The 16,671-nt window shown below is 41.5% G+C and carries 17 protein-coding genes; all 17 read left to right on the top strand.

The features are described 5' to 3' along the window. The first annotated feature begins 62 nt into the window (after window positions 1–62). The 17 genes from MKY18_RS10315 to aroA all read left to right on the top strand — a co-directional run bounded on the left by MKY18_RS10315 (window position 63) and on the right by aroA (window position 16,541). Window positions 63–830 (top strand): heptaprenyl diphosphate synthase component 1, encoded by a 768-nt coding sequence (locus MKY18_RS10315; RefSeq protein WP_003215666.1) that lies wholly within the window; start codon window positions 63–65, stop codon window positions 828–830. Between the two features lie 3 nt (window positions 831–833). Further along, a complete protein-coding gene (locus MKY18_RS10310) occupies window positions 834–1,538 on the top strand; it encodes a demethylmenaquinone methyltransferase (protein WP_034661076.1) in 705 nt (234 codons plus the stop codon). 24 nt (window positions 1,539–1,562) lie between these two features. Further along, window positions 1,563–2,525, top strand: a complete 963-nt coding sequence (gene hepT / locus MKY18_RS10305) for a heptaprenyl diphosphate synthase component II (protein ID WP_044141101.1) — start codon at window positions 1,563–1,565, stop codon at window positions 2,523–2,525. A gap of 130 nt (window positions 2,526–2,655) precedes the next feature. Continuing rightward, entirely contained in the window at window positions 2,656–3,102 is a 447-nt protein-coding gene (gene ndk / locus MKY18_RS10300; protein WP_003216015.1) for a nucleoside-diphosphate kinase, read from the top strand. Between the two features lie 145 nt (window positions 3,103–3,247). Next, complete coding sequence (locus tag MKY18_RS10295) at window positions 3,248–4,027, top strand: protein-glutamate O-methyltransferase CheR (protein WP_342497507.1); 780 nt, start codon at window positions 3,248–3,250, stop codon at window positions 4,025–4,027. A gap of 73 nt (window positions 4,028–4,100) precedes the next feature. Then, the gene (aroC, locus tag MKY18_RS10290; RefSeq protein WP_342487362.1) at window positions 4,101–5,273 is read left to right on the top strand and encodes a chorismate synthase; all 1,173 of its coding nucleotides are present in this window, start codon (window positions 4,101–4,103) and stop codon (window positions 5,271–5,273) included. Further along, window positions 5,273–6,364 (top strand): 3-dehydroquinate synthase, encoded by a 1,092-nt coding sequence (gene aroB, locus MKY18_RS10285; RefSeq protein ID WP_342497506.1) that lies wholly within the window; start codon window positions 5,273–5,275, stop codon window positions 6,362–6,364. The genes aroC and aroB overlap by 1 nt, the downstream gene beginning before the upstream one ends. After that, complete coding sequence (gene aroH / locus MKY18_RS10280; RefSeq protein WP_058014812.1) at window positions 6,361–6,744, top strand: chorismate mutase; 384 nt, start codon at window positions 6,361–6,363, stop codon at window positions 6,742–6,744. The genes aroB and aroH overlap by 4 nt, the downstream gene beginning before the upstream one ends. A 231-nt stretch (window positions 6,745–6,975) precedes the next feature. Next, window positions 6,976–8,523, top strand: a complete 1,548-nt coding sequence (gene trpE, locus MKY18_RS10275) for an anthranilate synthase component I (protein ID WP_342497505.1) — start codon at window positions 6,976–6,978, stop codon at window positions 8,521–8,523. Beyond that, window positions 8,495–9,517 carry an anthranilate phosphoribosyltransferase gene (trpD, locus tag MKY18_RS10270; protein WP_342497504.1) on the top strand — a complete coding sequence of 341 codons (1,023 nt, stop codon included), beginning with the start codon at window positions 8,495–8,497 and terminating at the stop codon, window positions 9,515–9,517. The genes trpE and trpD overlap by 29 nt, the downstream gene beginning before the upstream one ends. Further along, window positions 9,510–10,262, top strand: coding sequence for an indole-3-glycerol phosphate synthase TrpC (gene trpC / locus MKY18_RS10265; protein ID WP_044141107.1), 753 nt, complete (start codon window positions 9,510–9,512; stop codon window positions 10,260–10,262). The genes trpD and trpC overlap by 8 nt, the downstream gene beginning before the upstream one ends. A gap of 5 nt (window positions 10,263–10,267) precedes the next feature. Beyond that, window positions 10,268–10,927: a phosphoribosylanthranilate isomerase gene (locus MKY18_RS10260; RefSeq protein WP_217012304.1), complete on the top strand. Its 660-nt coding sequence runs from the start codon at window positions 10,268–10,270 to the stop codon at window positions 10,925–10,927. After that, a complete protein-coding gene (gene trpB, locus MKY18_RS10255; RefSeq protein ID WP_095117833.1) occupies window positions 10,908–12,107 on the top strand; it encodes a tryptophan synthase subunit beta in 1,200 nt (399 codons plus the stop codon). The genes MKY18_RS10260 and trpB overlap by 20 nt, the downstream gene beginning before the upstream one ends. Beyond that, a complete protein-coding gene (gene trpA, locus MKY18_RS10250) occupies window positions 12,104–12,907 on the top strand; it encodes a tryptophan synthase subunit alpha (RefSeq protein WP_106067092.1) in 804 nt (267 codons plus the stop codon). The genes trpB and trpA overlap by 4 nt, the downstream gene beginning before the upstream one ends. A 10-nt stretch (window positions 12,908–12,917) precedes the next feature. Beyond that, window positions 12,918–14,015 (top strand): histidinol-phosphate transaminase, encoded by a 1,098-nt coding sequence (gene hisC, locus MKY18_RS10245; protein WP_106067141.1) that lies wholly within the window; start codon window positions 12,918–12,920, stop codon window positions 14,013–14,015. 113 nt (window positions 14,016–14,128) lie between these two features. Continuing rightward, complete coding sequence (locus MKY18_RS10240) at window positions 14,129–15,244, top strand: prephenate dehydrogenase (RefSeq protein WP_106067140.1); 1,116 nt, start codon at window positions 14,129–14,131, stop codon at window positions 15,242–15,244. Between the two features lie 10 nt (window positions 15,245–15,254). Next, entirely contained in the window at window positions 15,255–16,541 is a 1,287-nt protein-coding gene (gene aroA / locus MKY18_RS10235) for a 3-phosphoshikimate 1-carboxyvinyltransferase (protein WP_106067091.1), read from the top strand. Window positions 16,542–16,671: the final 130 nt, after the last annotated feature.

The raw sequence follows: 16,671 nt of genomic DNA, 5'->3' as shown, positions 1-16,671 counted from the left end.
ATCTCTATACAATGTGCAGGGCTACATATGAAACTGTAATTTTTGGGACAAGGGTGATATCTTTGCAAGACATCTACGGAATTTTATCTAATCTAAATATAAAATTAAATAAAAAGCTTTCTCATCCTTATTTGGCGAAACATTTACGTGCGCCACTCATCGATGAAGATAAGCTCCTTCTTTTTCATGCAATGTTTGATGAAGCTCAAATTGATGCAGAGAAAAAAGAAAATTATATTTTAACGGCGATGCTTGTGCAAATTGCCCTTGATACCCATGACGAAGTCACAACTGCTGCAGCGATCAAACAAGACGAATTCAAAAATCGTCAGCTGACTATCCTGGCAGGAGACTATTTCAGCGGTCTCTATTATTCTCTTCTCTCTGACATGAAAGACATCTACATGATTCGCACGCTCGCAACGGCGATCAAAGAAATCAATGAACATAAAATTAGACTGTATGATCGATCCATTCAAGATGCGGCGCACTTTTACAAAAGTGTAGCAACGGTTGAGTCTGCGTTATTCCAAAGGGTTTCTGAGCATTTTCAATTAACGCATTGGAATGAGATTGCAAGTCGTTTCCTTGTTTATAAGCGTTTCATGAAACAAGCAGAAGATGACAAACATTTAAAACTTTTTTTGAACGATAGCTATACGGACGCCTATACATGTTTTGACAACTTTGAGAATGAAGGCTATGAAAAGGCCAAACGATCAATCAAGGAGCATCTTGTTTCATCTCCGGTCGTTCAAAAAGAGCTATTAAATCGCCTGGATCATATGAAAAATGAACCTGCGTATCATCAGAAAGTGGAAGAAGGGTAAGTCATGCAGCAATCAAAAGAACAGCGAGTACACGGTGTATTTGAAAAAATTTATAAAAACTATGATCAAATGAACTCCGTCATCAGCTTTAAGCAGCATAAAAAGTGGCGCGATAAAACAATGAAACTGATGAATGTTCAAAAAGGAGCCAAAGCATTAGACGTATGCTGCGGAACAGCCGATTGGACCATTGCGCTTGCTGATGCTGTAGGCGAAAAAGGTGAAGTCAAAGGCCTTGATTTTAGTAAAAATATGCTGAGTGTTGGAGAAACGAAGGTGAAGACTGGGGGCTATAATCAAATTGAATTGCTTCACGGCAATGCGATGGAGCTTCCTTTTGAGGATAACACATTTGATTATGTCACGATCGGTTTTGGCCTACGGAACGTCCCTGATTACTTAACAGTGCTAAAAGAAATGACAAGAGTCGTGAAGCCTGGTGGAATGGTTGTCTGTCTAGAGACATCACAACCTGAAATGATTGGGTTTAAACAAGGCTACTATGTCTATTTCAAATACATCATGCCGCTCTTTGGTAAACTGTTTGCCAAAAGCTATCAGGAGTATTCATGGCTTCAAGAATCAGCCAAAGCGTTCCCTGGCATGAAAGAACTGGCGGCTCTTTTCGAAGAGGCGGGTCTGTCTGATGTCTCGTATCATCCATTTACGGGCGGTGTAGCAGCAACACATATCGGAAAGAAGCTTTGAATAAACGATATTTGGGTGAAAATAATGAAACTAAAAGCAATGATCTCTTTTTTAAATCATGATATCGATATTATTGAAAAAGAGCTTGAACAAACAGTTCGCTCTGATTATGCATTATTAAGTGAAGCGGGTCTTCATTTGCTGCAAGCGGGCGGAAAACGAATCCGCCCCGTTTTTGTTCTCCTTTCAGGCATGTTTGGCGACTATGACATTAATAAAATTAAATATGTTGCCGTTGCGCTTGAGCTCATTCATATGGCATCGCTCGTTCACGATGATGTCATTGATGATGCAGAGCTGAGAAGAGGCAAGCCAACGATTAAGGCAAAATGGGACAATCGAATTGCCATGTACACAGGAGATTATATGTTTGCAAGATCTCTTGAGTATATGACAAAGATCAATCACCCAATGGCGCATGAAATTTTGTCAAAGATGGTCGTCGAGCTCTGTCTTGGTGAAATCGAGCAAGTGAAAGATAAATACAATATGGATCAAAACCTGCGTACATATTTAAGAAGAATCAAACGAAAAACAGCCTTGCTCATTGCAGGCAGCTGTCAGTTAGGTGCGATAGCAGCAGGTACAGATGAGAAAACACATAAAGCCCTTTACTGGTTTGGCTACTATGTCGGGATGTCCTATCAGATCATTGATGATGTGCTTGATTTCACATCAACTGAAGAAGAGCTTGGTAAGCCTGTTGGAGGAGACCTTTTACAAGGAAATGTCACACTCCCGGTCTTATATGCACTGAAGAATCCTACACTCGAAGGACAATTAAAGCTGATTAATAGTGAAACAACAGAAATGCAGCTAAAGCCTGTGATTGAACACCTCAAACAAACAGATGCGATCGACCGCTCGATTCGAGTGAGTGAAATGTATTTGAAAAAGGCATTCGAACAGCTAGACAAACTTCCTCGAGGACGAGCGAAAACGTCACTCGCTTCCATTGCCAAATATATTGGAAAACGAAAATTCTAATCAACATATTGTTGATTGGTTTTTTTGTGAAATTTTTTGTCAAAAATTGATTATTATATAAAAAAATGATACGATCACTTTGTAACAATGTAAGCCTATACATACATAAACGACGGGGTGGAGAACGTATATGGACAAAACATTTCTTATGGTCAAACCTGATGGTGTGGAAAGACAATTAATCGGTGAAATTGTGTCAAGATTCGAAAAAAAAGGGCTTCAGCTTGTTGGTGCAAAACTAATGAGTATTCCAAAAGAAGTAGCAGAAACACATTACGGAGAACATAAAGAAAAACCATTCTTCGGGGAATTGGTTGACTTTATTACGTCAGGACCAGTATTTGCAATGGTATGGCAAGGTGAGCAGGTAGTAGATGTCACAAGACAGATTATCGGCAAAACAAACCCGAAGGAAGCGCTTCCGGGCACAATAAGAGGAGACTATGGATTGACGGTTGGAAAAAACATTATCCATGGCTCAGACTCACCAGAAAGTGCTGAAAGAGAAATCAACTTATTCTTCAAACAAGAAGAACTCACAAACTGGGATCAAACCATCTCAAGCTGGATTTATTAAAATTTAAGCCAAGGTGTTCATCAAATGAGCACTTTGGCTTTTTTTATATGAATATTTCTACACGAAATTTCGCATGAGATGATACAAATTTTCGATAAAAACAGCTATACTAGGACAAAGATAGATGAGACAGGAGAGGACTTTGATGGATCAATATCAAGTATTTGTCGGAAAATGGAAAAAACTAACCGGGGTGGATCTGAATTTATATAAAGAAGCACAAATGAAACGAAGATTAACGTCACTTTATGATAAAAAAGGATATAGAGATTTTGAAGCGTTCGCGGCTGCCCTTGAAAAGGATAGAGCACTATTAGACGAGACGATGGATCGAATGACGATCAATGTGTCAGAATTTTACCGAAACTATCAGCGCTGGGAAGTGCTTGATCAAAAAATTCTTCCGTTGCTTTTGAAAAACAGCGGGACCCTAAAAATATGGAGTGCAGCATGTTCGACAGGAGAGGAGCCGTATACACTCTCAATGCTGCTATCAAGCCATCCGCTTGTGAAGGACTTCCAAATTATTGCAACTGATATTGATGATAAAGTGCTGCAATCAGCTCAAAAAGGAAAATATCATGAACGATCACTGCAAGAGGTACCAGATCAAATCAAGCAAAAATATTTCACAAAAGAAGATTCTTCATTTTACACTGTGAAGGATGAGGTGCGAAAGCACATTCAATTTAAAAAACACAACCTTTTAGCAGATCCTTATGAAAAACAGCTTGATCTTATCGTGTGCCGAAATGTCCTTATCTACTTTACAGAAGAGGCAAAAGAAGAGATTTACATGAAAATGAGCAGCAGTTTAAAACCAAATGGCGTATTATTTGTTGGTTCAACTGAACAAATTTTTCACCCAGAAAAGTTTGGACTGACATCTGCCGATACTTTCTTTTATCAAAAGAAGGGGTTGTAGCTGACTTTTTAGCAGTAAGTGTGTTATCATAGTTTTACTTAAAAGCGTTAATGCGATGAAGGGAGATCGAGTCATGAGATACTTAACAGCAGGTGAATCACATGGTCCACAATTGACCACAATTATTGAAGGCGTTCCGGCGGGACTTTACATAGAGCAGGATGACATCAACTATGAATTGGCTAGAAGACAAAAAGGCCACGGCCGCGGCAGAAGAATGCAGATTGAAAAAGACCAAGCAAAAGTGTTAAGTGGTGTTCGCCACGGGAAAACATTAGGTTCTCCTATTGCACTTGTCGTTGAAAACAACGACTGGAAGCATTGGACAAAGGTGATGGGGGCAGAGCCGATCACAGAAGAAGAAGAGAGTGAAATGAAGCGTCAAATTTCACGCCCTAGACCAGGACATGCGGATTTAAATGGTGCGATTAAATATGGACATCGTGATATGCGTAACGTATTAGAGCGTTCATCAGCCCGTGAGACAACCGTTCGCGTAGCAGCAGGCGCAGTCGCTAAACAAATCTTGGCTCATTTAGGAATCAAGGTAGCTGGCCACGTTCTTGAAATTGGCGGAGTGAAAGCAGCTCATACGGCATATGAATCGATTGAAGATTTGCAAAAGGTAACGGAAGAGTCACCTGTTCGCTGCTACGACAGTGAAGCAGGTCAAAAAATGATGGATGCCATTGATGAAGCGAAGAAAAACGGTGATTCAATTGGCGGTATTGTGGAAGTCATCGTTGAAGGAATGCCGATTGGAGTCGGAAGCTATGTTCACTATGACCGCAAATTAGACAGCAAGCTTGCAGGTGCTGTTCTGAGTATCAACGCTTTTAAAGGGGTCGAATTTGGTATTGGCTTCGAGGCGGCTTCTAAAAATGGTAGTGAGGTCCATGATGAAATCATCTGGGATGAAGAAAAGGGCTATACGAGAAAAACAAATCGCTTAGGTGGTCTTGAAGGCGGAATGTCAACTGGTATGCCAATTGTCGTAAGAGGGGTCATGAAACCAATCCCAACGCTTTACAAACCGCTTCAAAGCGTTGACATTGAAACAAAAGAACCTTTCTCCGCAAGCATTGAGCGTTCTGACAGCTGTGCTGTTCCTGCCGCAAGTGTTGTCGCAGAAGCAGTCGTGGCTTGGGAAATCGCCAATGCTGTAGTGGAGCAGTTTGGCCTTGATCAAATTGACCGCATTAAAGAAAATGTTGAAAAAATGCGCCAGCTTCAGAGGGAATTTTAATGAAAACACTGGAAGTTAAGACGTCTTCAGCCACTTATCCTGTATACATCGGTGATGGGATTAAATGCAATATCGTCGACTTGATGACTTCCACGGGGCATTCCTATACGAAGCTCTTAATCGTGACAGATACAGCGGTTGATGCCATTTACGGCGATGAAATGATTCGATTACTTAAGCAGAAGTGGTCTGTGCATAAAGTGGTTGTGCCAAGCGGAGAGCAGTCGAAATCTTTTGCTGAGTTTGAGCATATTCATACGAAGGCTATTCAGTTTCAGCTGGATCGCTCCTCGTGCATCATTGCGCTTGGAGGCGGCGTAATTGGCGATTTGGCTGGCTTTGTTGCTGCTAGCTATATGAGAGGCATTGATTTTATTCAAGTTCCGACGACACTACTGGCACATGACAGTGCAGTTGGCGGGAAAACGGGGATTAACCACCCGCTCGGTAAAAATTTAATCGGTGCGTTTCATCAGCCGAAAGCCGTGATCTATGATACGAGCATGCTTGAGACTCTATCTCAAACTGAAATGAGGTCAGGCTTTGCTGAGGTCATCAAACATGCCCTCATTTCAAGTGAAGACTTTTTATCAGAGCTGATGTCTATTCGTTCTTTGGCGGAATGTTCAAAGAGCGAGCTGGCACATATGCTGTATCAAGGGATTGAGGTCAAAGCGTCGATTGTTCAAAAAGACGAAAGAGAACAAGGCGTGCGTGCATTTTTGAATTTAGGTCATACACTTGGGCATGCCATTGAAGCAGAGTATGGATACGGCGTTATTACGCACGGAGATGCTATTGCAATCGGCATGCAGTTTGCGCTATATGTGAGCGAAAAGAAGCTGGGACTCAGCCTCAATCGGACGGAACTAAAAGAGTGGATGAAAGGACTCGGATTTCCGGTACAAGTCACTCAAGATATTTCCACGAAAACATTTGTTGACCGGATGATTGGTGATAAAAAGGCAAGAGGCGGAACCGTTCAATTTGTTTTATTAAAGGAGGTTGGGGAGGCTGTCTTGCAGTCTTTCACAAAAGATGATCTGCATCAATGGCTCGAAGAATGGAAACGGGAGGAGGGATGTCTATGATGTTTCGCGGGATACGTGGGGCTACAACTGTGAAAGAAGATACAGAAACAGAAGTGTTAAATAAAACGAAACAGCTGCTAGAAGCGATTATTTCAAGAAATCAAGTAGATCCAGAACGTGTCGTGCAGATCTTAATTTCAGCTACACAAGATATTCACTCCGTTTTTCCGGCAAAAGCCCTTCGTCAGTTTGAAGGGTGGACGTATGTGCCTGTTACTTGTATGCAGGAGCTGGACATTCAAGGCGGTCTTAAGCATTGTATTCGCGTTTTAATGACGGTCCAAACAGACACAAAGCAGGAAGATGTGCAACATGTGTACTTGGAAGAAGCTGTGACGCTTCGCCCTGATTTACAGTTGACAAAAAACAAGGAATTATAATACGATATGAACAGCCGAAGTTTACACACAGGTGTAAACGGCATTGCAAGTTTAGAGAAGATGAGAATGAGACTAGGGTAGTTGAGATGAGTAGAGTTGAGCAGAGATACGATACGTCTATTTCATCATACTGCCTAAAAGAGCACCCCTCTTTTAGGCTTATTTCGTATACTCATACAAACCCTCTATATGTCCCCTCATTCTCCTTAATCCCATTTAAGGAGTGTGTTTATGAATTCCCAATCAAATTTGACCCAATTTTTAAGGGACAGCGAGTCCCACAAAACGATTCCAATTGTTGAAACCATTACAGTTGATACGCTCTCACCGATTCAAATTGTCGAAAAACTCAAGCAAGATATTGTGTATCTACTAGAAAGCAAAGATGAGTCTTCTAGCTGGTCGAGATATTCCTTCATCGGATTACATCCTTTTTTAACCTTACACGATGACCAAAACGAATATATTGCACGTGACGCTGCTGGGCAGGAGGTCATGAAAAAACAAGAACTGAAAGACTTATTAGACTGGATGAAAGGGCAATATCAAATCAAGACACCGGACGTTGACATCCCGTTTACAGGCGGGGCAGTTGGGTACTTAAGTTACGATCTTATTCCAAGCATTGAACCCTCTGTCAGGCCTCACCTAAGCGCACCAACGACAGACAATTGTACTCTATTTGTCTGCCAAACGATGATTGCCTTTGATCATGAAACGAATCATGTTCATTTTATCCAATACACCCAGCTAACCGGAAATGAAACAGAAGACGAAAAAATACGAGCTTACAAAGAAAATCAAAAGCGGCTTGAACAGATGATTCACAAGCTCCATACAAAGGTCGATATGAAAGAACTGATTTTATCAGGGAATATGAACGAATCACCGTCCTTTGAACATGTGACATCAACCTATGAAAAAACACAATTTCTAAAGGACGTAGAAACAATCAAAGAATACATTCGAGCGGGTGATATTTTTCAAGGCGTACTCTCACAGCGCTTTGATATCCCAGTGTCAGTGAGTTCATTTGAATTATACCGTGTGCTTCGCATTGTGAATCCATCTCCATACATGTATTTTATGAAATTAAAAGACCGTGATTTAGTCGGAAGCTCACCAGAACGATTAATTCATGCCAAAAATGGGCACCTAGAAATTCATCCAATTGCAGGCACTAGAAAAAGAGGAGCAACAAAAGAAGAGGACGCCGCACTGGCAAGAGAGCTGCTAGAAGATGAGAAAGAAAAAGCAGAACATTACATGTTAGTAGATCTAGCCAGAAATGATGTCGGCCGCGTAGCAGAATACGGCAGCGTGTCCGTACCGACCTTTACAAAAGTTGTGAACTTTTCACATGTCATGCACATCATTTCCATTGTGACAGGGAAGTTAAAGCAGGATACACACCCAGTTGATGCACTCATGTCCGCATTTCCAGCAGGCACATTAACAGGGGCACCGAAAATAAGAGCGATGCAATTATTAAATCAAATGGAGCCTGAGCCAAGAGAAACGTATGGCGGCTGTATTGCCTATATTGGATTCGATGGTAATATCGACTCTTGTATTACCATTCGCACCATGAGCGTCAAAGATCAGACCGCTTCCATACAAGCAGGCGCTGGCATTGTCGCAGATTCTGTTCCAGAAAATGAATGGGAAGAGACGTGTAACAAGGCAGGAGCGCTTCTGAGGGCCATTCAGCTTGCTGAACATATTTTCTCAGAAAAGGAGAGTGTGCAGGATGAATCAGCGACTATCAGCTCTTGTTAACGGAGGCTTCCTATCAGAAAATGAAGCACATAGACTAATGTATGATATGATGAGCGGCTCTTTAACAGATGCTGAAGTCGCTGCAAGTCTATCGATTTTAGCGCATAGAGGAGAAACAGCTGAAGAAATGACAGGCTTCGTGAGGGCCATGCGGCAAAAAGCAGAACCAGTGGAAAGGTCGCTTGATGTCGTTGACACATGCGGCACAGGAGGCGATGGACTCTCCACATTTAATATATCAACTGCAGCTGCTATTGTAGCTTCCGCCGCTGGTGCTAAAATCGCAAAACACGGAAATCGTTCAGTCTCTTCAAAAAGCGGAAGTGCCGACGTGCTAGAGTGTCTTGGGATTCACATTCAATCCACTCCAGAAGAAACAAGAAGGCAAATACAAGAAAAAAACATGGGCTTTTTATTTGCACCACTGTACCATTCATCTATGAAACAAGTAGCAGCAGTCCGCAAACAGCTTGGCTTCAGGACGGTATTTAATCTATTAGGACCGCTTTGTCACCCGATGCAAGCCAAAAAGCAAATCATCGGTGTGTATGCAAAGGAAAAGGCAAAATTAATGGCGGAAGCCCTTGCTCCATTAGAGCCAGAGCATGTCCTGTTTGTATGCGGGGAAGACGGGCTGGATGAATTAACGATTACAGCCAATTCATATGTGATTGAACTCAAAAAAGGTGCCATGACAGAATATACGCTAAACCCAGAAGACTTTGGACTGGAAAAAGGATACTTATCAGATATTCAGGTCCAATCACCGGAAGAGAGCGCGAAATTGATTCAGAATATATTGAATCATCAAACAGAAGGGGCGCCGCTTCATATTACAGCTCTGAATGCAGGCGCGGCTTTATATATCGCAGGCAAGTCAGAAAGCCTCATGGCAGGAACATTAAAAGCATTAGAAACGATAAAAAACGGAGCAGCCAAAGAACAATTGGCTCGTTTAAAACAAAAAACGAAAGAGGAAGAGATCTATGCTTAATCAAATTATTGCACGCAAAAAAGAACATATCCAAACGTTGCAGTTACCTCATGATGGACACTATGAAAGACGATCATTTAAAGAAGCACTCATGAACCCTCACCGCTCGATTGGGCTGATTGCTGAGGTGAAAAAGGCTTCTCCTTCCAAAGGAATCATTCAGCCGAATTTTGATCCTCTGCAAACAGCAAAAGCATACGAAAAATCGAATGCTGATTGCTTATCAGTCTTAACAGATGAACCATATTTTCAAGGGAAGAACGAGTATCTTTCATTAATTAAAGAACACGTCGCACGTCCAATTTTAAGAAAAGACTTTATCATCGATTCAATACAAATAGAAGAGTCAAGACGTATCGGTGCAGATGCCATTTTATTAATTGGAGAAGTACTTGAACCGCAACAGCTGTATGAATTCTATGCTGAAGCGAAGGAAAAAGGACTAGATATTCTTGTTGAAGTTCATGCAGCAGATACACTGGAACATATCTTAAACCTATTCACCCCCGAAATCATTGGCGTGAATAACCGAAATTTAAAGACATTTAAAACAACAGTTGAGCAAACAAAAGAGATTGCACCACTTGTTCCAAAGGATGTCTTACTAGTAAGTGAAAGCGGTATTCAGACATTTGATGATCTAACCTTTGTCAAAAAACATGGAGCGAGTGCTGTCCTTGTAGGTGAATCATTAATGAGAGAACCCTCACAAGAAAAAGCCGTTCAGACGTTATTTGGAGAATGACCACGATGAAGCCTTTTTTAAAATATTGCGGGGCGGTCTCACTAGAAGATGTAGAATGCATTGCGCAATCTCAAGCAGATGCGATTGGATTTATTTTTGCTCCAAGTAAAAGACAAGTCGATCCAGATCAAGTGAAACAATGGCTCAACGAGTCGCAGTGCAGGAAAAAGATTACGGGTGTATTTGTAAATGAAAAAATCCAAAAAGTGTGTGACATCACAAAGCATATTCCTTTAGATATCGTGCAGCTGCATGGAGATGAAACAAAAGAGGATGCAAAAGAAATAAAACAACAAACAGGAGCGGTAGTGTGGAAAGTCTTTCATCACGATCGCAATATAAAAGAAACACTTGATCAAATGACGGCATTTGCGCCGTTTGTCGATGGTTTTCTCATTGATGCGAAAGTAAAAGGGATGAGAGGCGGTTCTGGCACAGCTTTTACATGGGAAGCGGTACCTGTATACAATCAGCAAGCGAAACGACTGGAGAAGACATGCATCATTGCAGGCGGAATAACACCAGAAACACTGCCAGAACTTCTTGCCTATGGCCCAAAAGCGATCGATCTTTCAAGCGGCATAGAAGAAAACGGGAAGAAAAGCAGCGCTAAGATCAAAGCGCTCGAAGAAAGGATGTTAAACGATGTACGCATATCCAAATGAGCTTGGCAGATATGGAGAATTCGGAGGGAAATTTGTTCCCGAGACGCTCATGCAGCCACTTAAAGAAATCGAACAAGCATTTAACGAATTAAAAGAAGACCCAGCTTTTAAGCAAGAATATCTTTCTCTATTGCAAAACTATTCAGGCAGACCGACTGCGCTGACATATGCTGATCAATTATCTGCATACCTCGGCGGCGCAAAAATCTATTTAAAAAGAGAAGATTTAAACCATACAGGTGCTCATAAGATCAACAATGCACTTGGTCAGGCACTGCTTGCAAAAAAAATGGGGAAATCAAACATCATCGCAGAAACAGGCGCTGGACAGCACGGAGTAGCAGCTGCAACGGTGGCCGCCAAGTTTGGATTATCGTGCACGGTATTTATGGGAAAAGAGGATGTGGAGAGACAATCTCTCAATGTATTCCGAATGAAGCTCCTTGGCGCTGAAGTCATACCTGTCACAAGCGGAAACGGCACATTAAAAGATGCAACGAACGAAGCGATCCGTTATTGGGTCCAGCACTGTAGTGATCATTTCTATATGATCGGTTCAGTTGTAGGACCTCATCCATATCCCCAAATCGTCAGTGAGTTCCAGCGGATGATTGGTGATGAAGCAAAAGAGCAGATGCTTAAAAAAGAAGGCAGGCTCCCTCATAAAGTCATTGCTTGTGTCGGCGGCGGAAGTAATGCTATTGGAATGTACCGAGCGTTTTTGGATGATGAGATTGATTTGATTGGTGTAGAAGCGGCTGGAAAAGGAATCGATACGCCGCTTCATGCAGCAACCATTACGAAGGGGACAAAAGGGGTCATTCATGGGTCTTTGACCTATTTAATCCAAGACGAATTTGGCCAGATTATTGAGCCCTATTCCATTTCAGCTGGTCTAGATTATCCCGGGATCGGACCAGAGCACGCATATTTACATGCGAGCGGACGCGTTCAATATGTGAGTGCTACAGATCAAGAAGCACTGGATGCACTAAAGCTGCTGACAGAAAAGGAAGGAATCCTGCCAGCGATTGAATCAGCACACGCTTTAGCCAAGGCGTTTGAGATGAGCAGGACAATGAGTGAAGATGAAATCATCCTTGTCTGCCTGTCAGGAAGAGGAGATAAGGATGTGCATACATTAATGAATGTGCTTGAAAGTGAGGGCAAAACCAAATGATCACATTTCGATTAGAGCAAGACGAGAAATTATTCATCCCATTTATTACAGCAGGGGATCCGTCAGAAGAAATCACGATCGATTTAGCTTTGTCCCTTCAAGCAGCCGGTGCACATGCGATTGAGCTAGGTGTTCCTTATTCCGATCCGCTAGCAGACGGTCCTGTCATTCAAAGAGCCTCCAAAAGAGCTCTAAATCATGGCATGAATATCGTAAAAGCGATAGAATTAGCAGGGAAGATGAAAAAAAACGGTGTAAAAATTCCTGTAATTCTATTTACGTATTATAATCCTGTGTTACAATTAGACACAGAATACTTTTTCGCTTTACTGCGCAAAAATCATATTTCGGGACTCTTAACACCCGACTTGCCTTTTGAAGAAAGCAGTGAGCTGCAAAAGAACTGTCAAACATATGACATTTCATATATTTCGCTCGTTGCACCAACCAGTAAGGAACGATTAGTAAATATAGTAGAGCAGGCAGAAGGTTTTGTGTATTGTGTTTCATCTCTTGGTGTAACAGGTGTCAGACAAACCTTTGACGAATCGATTACTGATTTTATTCAACAAGTGAAACAGCTGAGTCACATACCGGTTGCGGTCGGTTTTGGTATCTCAACAAGAGAGCAGGTAGACGCAATGAATAAACTGAGTGACGGCGTCGTTGTAGGCAGTGCACTTGTAAAAAAAATTGAAGAACTTCAGGATCAATTGTTAGCAAGTGATACTCGTCAAGACGCTTTAAGAGAGTTTGAAACCTATGCAAAAACATTTAGTCCCCTCTATTCATTCAAATGAGGTGAAACTTTTGCAAATCAAAGATCAATTAAAACAACTAAAACCGTATCAACCTGGGAAACCAATTGAAGAGGTCAAAAAAGAATATCAATTAGACAAAATTGTGAAATTGGCTTCAAATGAAAACCCTTTTGGATGTTCCGCTCATGCAAGAGAGGCGATACAAGCTGAGCTTGAACATTTAGCGATCTATCCAGATGGATACAGCGCAAGTTTAAGAACAGAGCTCGCTGAGTTTCTTCAAGTAAATGAAAAACAATTAATATTCGGGAATGGCTCAGATGAACTTGTGCAAATTATTGCTAGGGCATTCCTTGACCAACATACAAATACCGTCATCCCAGCTCCGTCTTTTCCGCAATATCGTCACAATGCGATCATTGAGCGGGCAGAGATTCGAGAGGTGCAGCTTTTAGACGGAGGAGCTCACGATCTGAAGGGCATGCTGGATGCGATTGATGAGAACACGAAGGTCGTCTGGGTATGCAACCCGAATAACCCGACGGGAAATCATTTGTCAGAATCTGAGCTTGTGGCGTTTTTAGATCAAGTACCAGCTCATGTGCTTGTAGTACTAGATGAAGCATATGTCGAATACGTTCGTGCGGAAGACTTTCCGAACAGCTTATCTTTATTACACAACTATCAAAATGTTATCGTACTCCGTACGTTTTCTAAAGCGTATGGACTGGCCGCGCTTCGAGTAGGCTATGGCATTGCATCAGAAGAGTTGATTACTGCGATTGAACCAGCGAGAGAGCCGTTTAATACGAGTCGTATCGCTCAGGCAGCAGCTCGTGCAGCGATAAAAGATCAGGACTTCATTCAATCATGCAGACAAAAAAATGAAGCAGGTCTCAAGCAATATCAAGAATTTGCTGACCGTTTTGGACTATTTATTTATCCGTCTCAAACAAACTTCGTGCTGATTGATTTTAAAAGAGATGCAGATGAATTATTCAATGCATTATTGAAAAAAGGCTACATTGTTCGTTCTGGTAAAGCACTTGGTTTTCCAACGTCTTTACGTATTACGGTCGGAACAATGGAGCAAAATGCAGAAATTCTAAGTACACTTGCTGATTTAATGCAAGGCATTCGTGCGTAGCATAACCATAAAGTCATATCCTTTTACAGGATATGGCTTTCATTGTACCAACCTCATACATATAAGCTGTTGAAATGGCTTTTTTAATTTTCGCGAAAAAACAGGTGATGAACATGAATGATGCAAATGAAACAATATTAATCGCTGGACTTGGTTTAATTGGAGGTTCCATCGCACTGTCGATTAAAAAAGAGTATCCTCATAAAAAAATTGTTGGATACGATGTGTCCAAAGAACAAATGGTTGCAGCAACAAAGCTGGGTATCATTGATTTAGCAGCTGATTCATTTGCGGCAGGTTTGGCTGAATCTGCGACTATTATTTTGGCAACACCAGTTCAGCAAACAGTCAAGATGCTTCGTGATATTGCAAACTCTGGAATTGAGAGAGAGCTCACAATTACCGATGTTGGCAGCACAAAGCAAAAGGTCGTCGATTTTGCTGAAAAAACGCTTCCTAAGCACTATCAATTTATTGGTGGACATCCAATGGCAGGCTCTCACAAGTCAGGTGTTATAGCAGCGAAAGACTTTTTATTTGAAAATGCGTTCTACATTTTAACGCCGGCAAAGGAAACAAACCGCGAGGCTGTTGATCGTTTGAAGGGCTTGTTAAAGGGGACAAATGCTCATTTTATTGAGATGACCCCAGAAGAACATGATGGTGTAACAAGTGTGATTAGTCATTTCCCTCATATTGTTGCAGCCAGCCTTGTGCATCAAGCACATCATTTTGAAGAACAATTCCCACTTGTCAAACGGTTTGCTGCTGGAGGCTTTCGTGACATTACACGTATTGCTTCAAGTAATCCTGCAATGTGGCGAGATATCCTTCTGCACAACAAAAACAAGATTTTAGACCGGTTCCATGAATGGAAAAAAGAGATCGATCGCATTGAGGCCTTTGTACAGCAAGAAGACGCTGAAGGCTTGTTCTCTTATTTTCAAGAGGCAAAGGAATATCGTGATGGACTTCCTCTGAGGAAAAAAGGTGCCATTCCTGCTTTTTATGACCTTTATGTGGATGTTCCAGATCACCCTGGGGTCATTTCGGAGATTACAGGACATTTAGCAAATGAGAGCATCAGTATTACGAATATCCGTATTATTGAAACGCGGGAAGACATTAATGGGATTTTGCGCATTAGTTTTCAAACGGAAGACGACCGTAAACGTGCAGAGATCTGTATAAAAAATAGAGCGAATTACGATACATTTTATGCTGACTGAGGTGACAAAGATGAAAATTCATAAACATGCTCCTATGAATGGAGTCATTCATATTCCAGGTGATAAATCCATTTCTCATCGATCAGTGATGTTTGGAGCAATTGCTGATGGGACGACAGTGGTGAAAAACTTTCTCCCTGGAGCCGACTGTTTAAGTACGATTGATTGTTTTAGAAAAATGGGCGTTGAAATTGAACAAAAAGGGACAGATGTTGTGATCCATGGGAAGGGACTGAAAGAGCTCAAGGAGCCGTCTGACGTCCTCGATGTCGGGAATTCTGGTACAACCATTCGATTAATGATGGGAATATTAGCTGGTTGTGAGTTTCACAGTACACTGATCGGTGATGAGAGTATTGCTAAAAGACCAATGCAGCGAGTAACAGGTCCACTTAAACAACTAGGAGCGAAAATAGATGGCAGAGCAAACGGCGAGTATACGCCGCTTTCTATTCGTGGCGGCCATTTAAAAGGTGTCTCATATGAGTCTCCGGTGGCAAGCGCCCAAATTAAGTCCGCTGTCCTTTTAGCAGGTCTTCAAGCAGAAGGAACAACAACATTAACTGAACCGCATAAATCAAGAGATCATACAGAAAGAATGCTCTCTATGTTTGGTGTGAAACTAGACGAAGATGAACAAAGTGTTTCTATTGAAGGTGGTCAAACATTAAAAGCAACAGATATATTTGTTCCTGGAGACATCTCCTCAGCTGCATTTTTCCTTGTTGCTGGATCTATTGTTCCTAACAGCCGAATTGTCTTAAAAAATGTCGGGCTAAACAAAACAAGAACGGGTATTATTGATGTTCTGAAACTAATGGGTGCGAATCTTGAGATCAATGAAGTAGATGCAAAAGGCGGAGAGCCATATGGCGATTTAACGATCTCTACCTCTTCATTAAAAGGCATCGAAATTTCTGGTGATATGATTTCAAGACTTATCGACGAGATTCCAATTATAGCGCTTCTAGCGACACAAGCAGAGGGAACAACGATCATTAAAGATGCTGCTGAGTTAAAAGTAAAAGAGACCAATCGAATTGATACAGTCGTGTCAGAACTTAAAAAACTAGGTGCTGATATTGAAGCAACAGATGATGGTATGAAGATTCATGGTAAAACCACACTTCAAGGCGGCGCTGTCGTGTCAAGCTACGGAGATCACCGAATCGGTATGATGCTTGGGATTGCCGCATGTATCACAAAGCAAGCTGTTGAGATTGAAGATACAGATGCTGTACGCGTCTCATACCCGAATTTCTTTGAACACATTGAATACTTAACCAAAACAGTCTGAGGATGTCCTCAGGCTTTTTCTTTCCTTTTGCATATTTGTAAGGAATATAGCATAGCTTGTCTCAAGATGAAACCTGGAAAAAAATCATTTTATCTGATCAAAAAATGAATTTCAGGTGTTTTCAGTTTAC

It is taken from the genome of Bacillus sp. FSL R7-0672 (genome assembly GCF_038601465.1).
GTDB lineage: Bacteria > Bacillota > Bacilli > Bacillales > Bacillaceae > Bacillus > Bacillus pumilus.
Note: the sequence above shows the minus strand (reverse complement) of the source record. Positions and strands in the feature narration are given on the sequence as shown.

What these genes read in the sequence shown, in the direction of transcription:
- MKY18_RS10295 (WP_342497507.1), top strand. Translation starts at nt 3,248, where the DNA reads ATGGATCAATATCAAGTATTTGTCGGAAAATGGAAAAAACTAACCGGG.
- MKY18_RS10240 (WP_106067140.1), top strand. Translation starts at nt 14,129, where the DNA reads ATGAATGATGCAAATGAAACAATATTAATCGCTGGACTTGGTTTAATT.
- aroA (WP_106067091.1), top strand. Translation starts at nt 15,255, where the DNA reads ATGAAAATTCATAAACATGCTCCTATGAATGGAGTCATTCATATTCCA.
- trpD (WP_342497504.1), top strand. Translation starts at nt 8,495, where the DNA reads ATGAATCAGCGACTATCAGCTCTTGTTAACGGAGGCTTCCTATCAGAA.
- MKY18_RS10310 (WP_034661076.1), top strand. Translation starts at nt 834, where the DNA reads ATGCAGCAATCAAAAGAACAGCGAGTACACGGTGTATTTGAAAAAATT.
- trpC (WP_044141107.1), top strand. Translation starts at nt 9,510, where the DNA reads ATGCTTAATCAAATTATTGCACGCAAAAAAGAACATATCCAAACGTTG.
- trpB (WP_095117833.1), top strand. Translation starts at nt 10,908, where the DNA reads ATGTACGCATATCCAAATGAGCTTGGCAGATATGGAGAATTCGGAGGG.
- MKY18_RS10260 (WP_217012304.1), top strand. Translation starts at nt 10,268, where the DNA reads ATGAAGCCTTTTTTAAAATATTGCGGGGCGGTCTCACTAGAAGATGTA.
- aroC (WP_342487362.1), top strand. Translation starts at nt 4,101, where the DNA reads ATGAGATACTTAACAGCAGGTGAATCACATGGTCCACAATTGACCACA.
- trpE (WP_342497505.1), top strand. Translation starts at nt 6,976, where the DNA reads ATGAATTCCCAATCAAATTTGACCCAATTTTTAAGGGACAGCGAGTCC.
- trpA (WP_106067092.1), top strand. Translation starts at nt 12,104, where the DNA reads ATGATCACATTTCGATTAGAGCAAGACGAGAAATTATTCATCCCATTT.
- ndk (WP_003216015.1), top strand. Translation starts at nt 2,656, where the DNA reads ATGGACAAAACATTTCTTATGGTCAAACCTGATGGTGTGGAAAGACAA.
- aroH (WP_058014812.1), top strand. Translation starts at nt 6,361, where the DNA reads ATGATGTTTCGCGGGATACGTGGGGCTACAACTGTGAAAGAAGATACA.
- aroB (WP_342497506.1), top strand. Translation starts at nt 5,273, where the DNA reads ATGAAAACACTGGAAGTTAAGACGTCTTCAGCCACTTATCCTGTATAC.
- hepT (WP_044141101.1), top strand. Translation starts at nt 1,563, where the DNA reads ATGAAACTAAAAGCAATGATCTCTTTTTTAAATCATGATATCGATATT.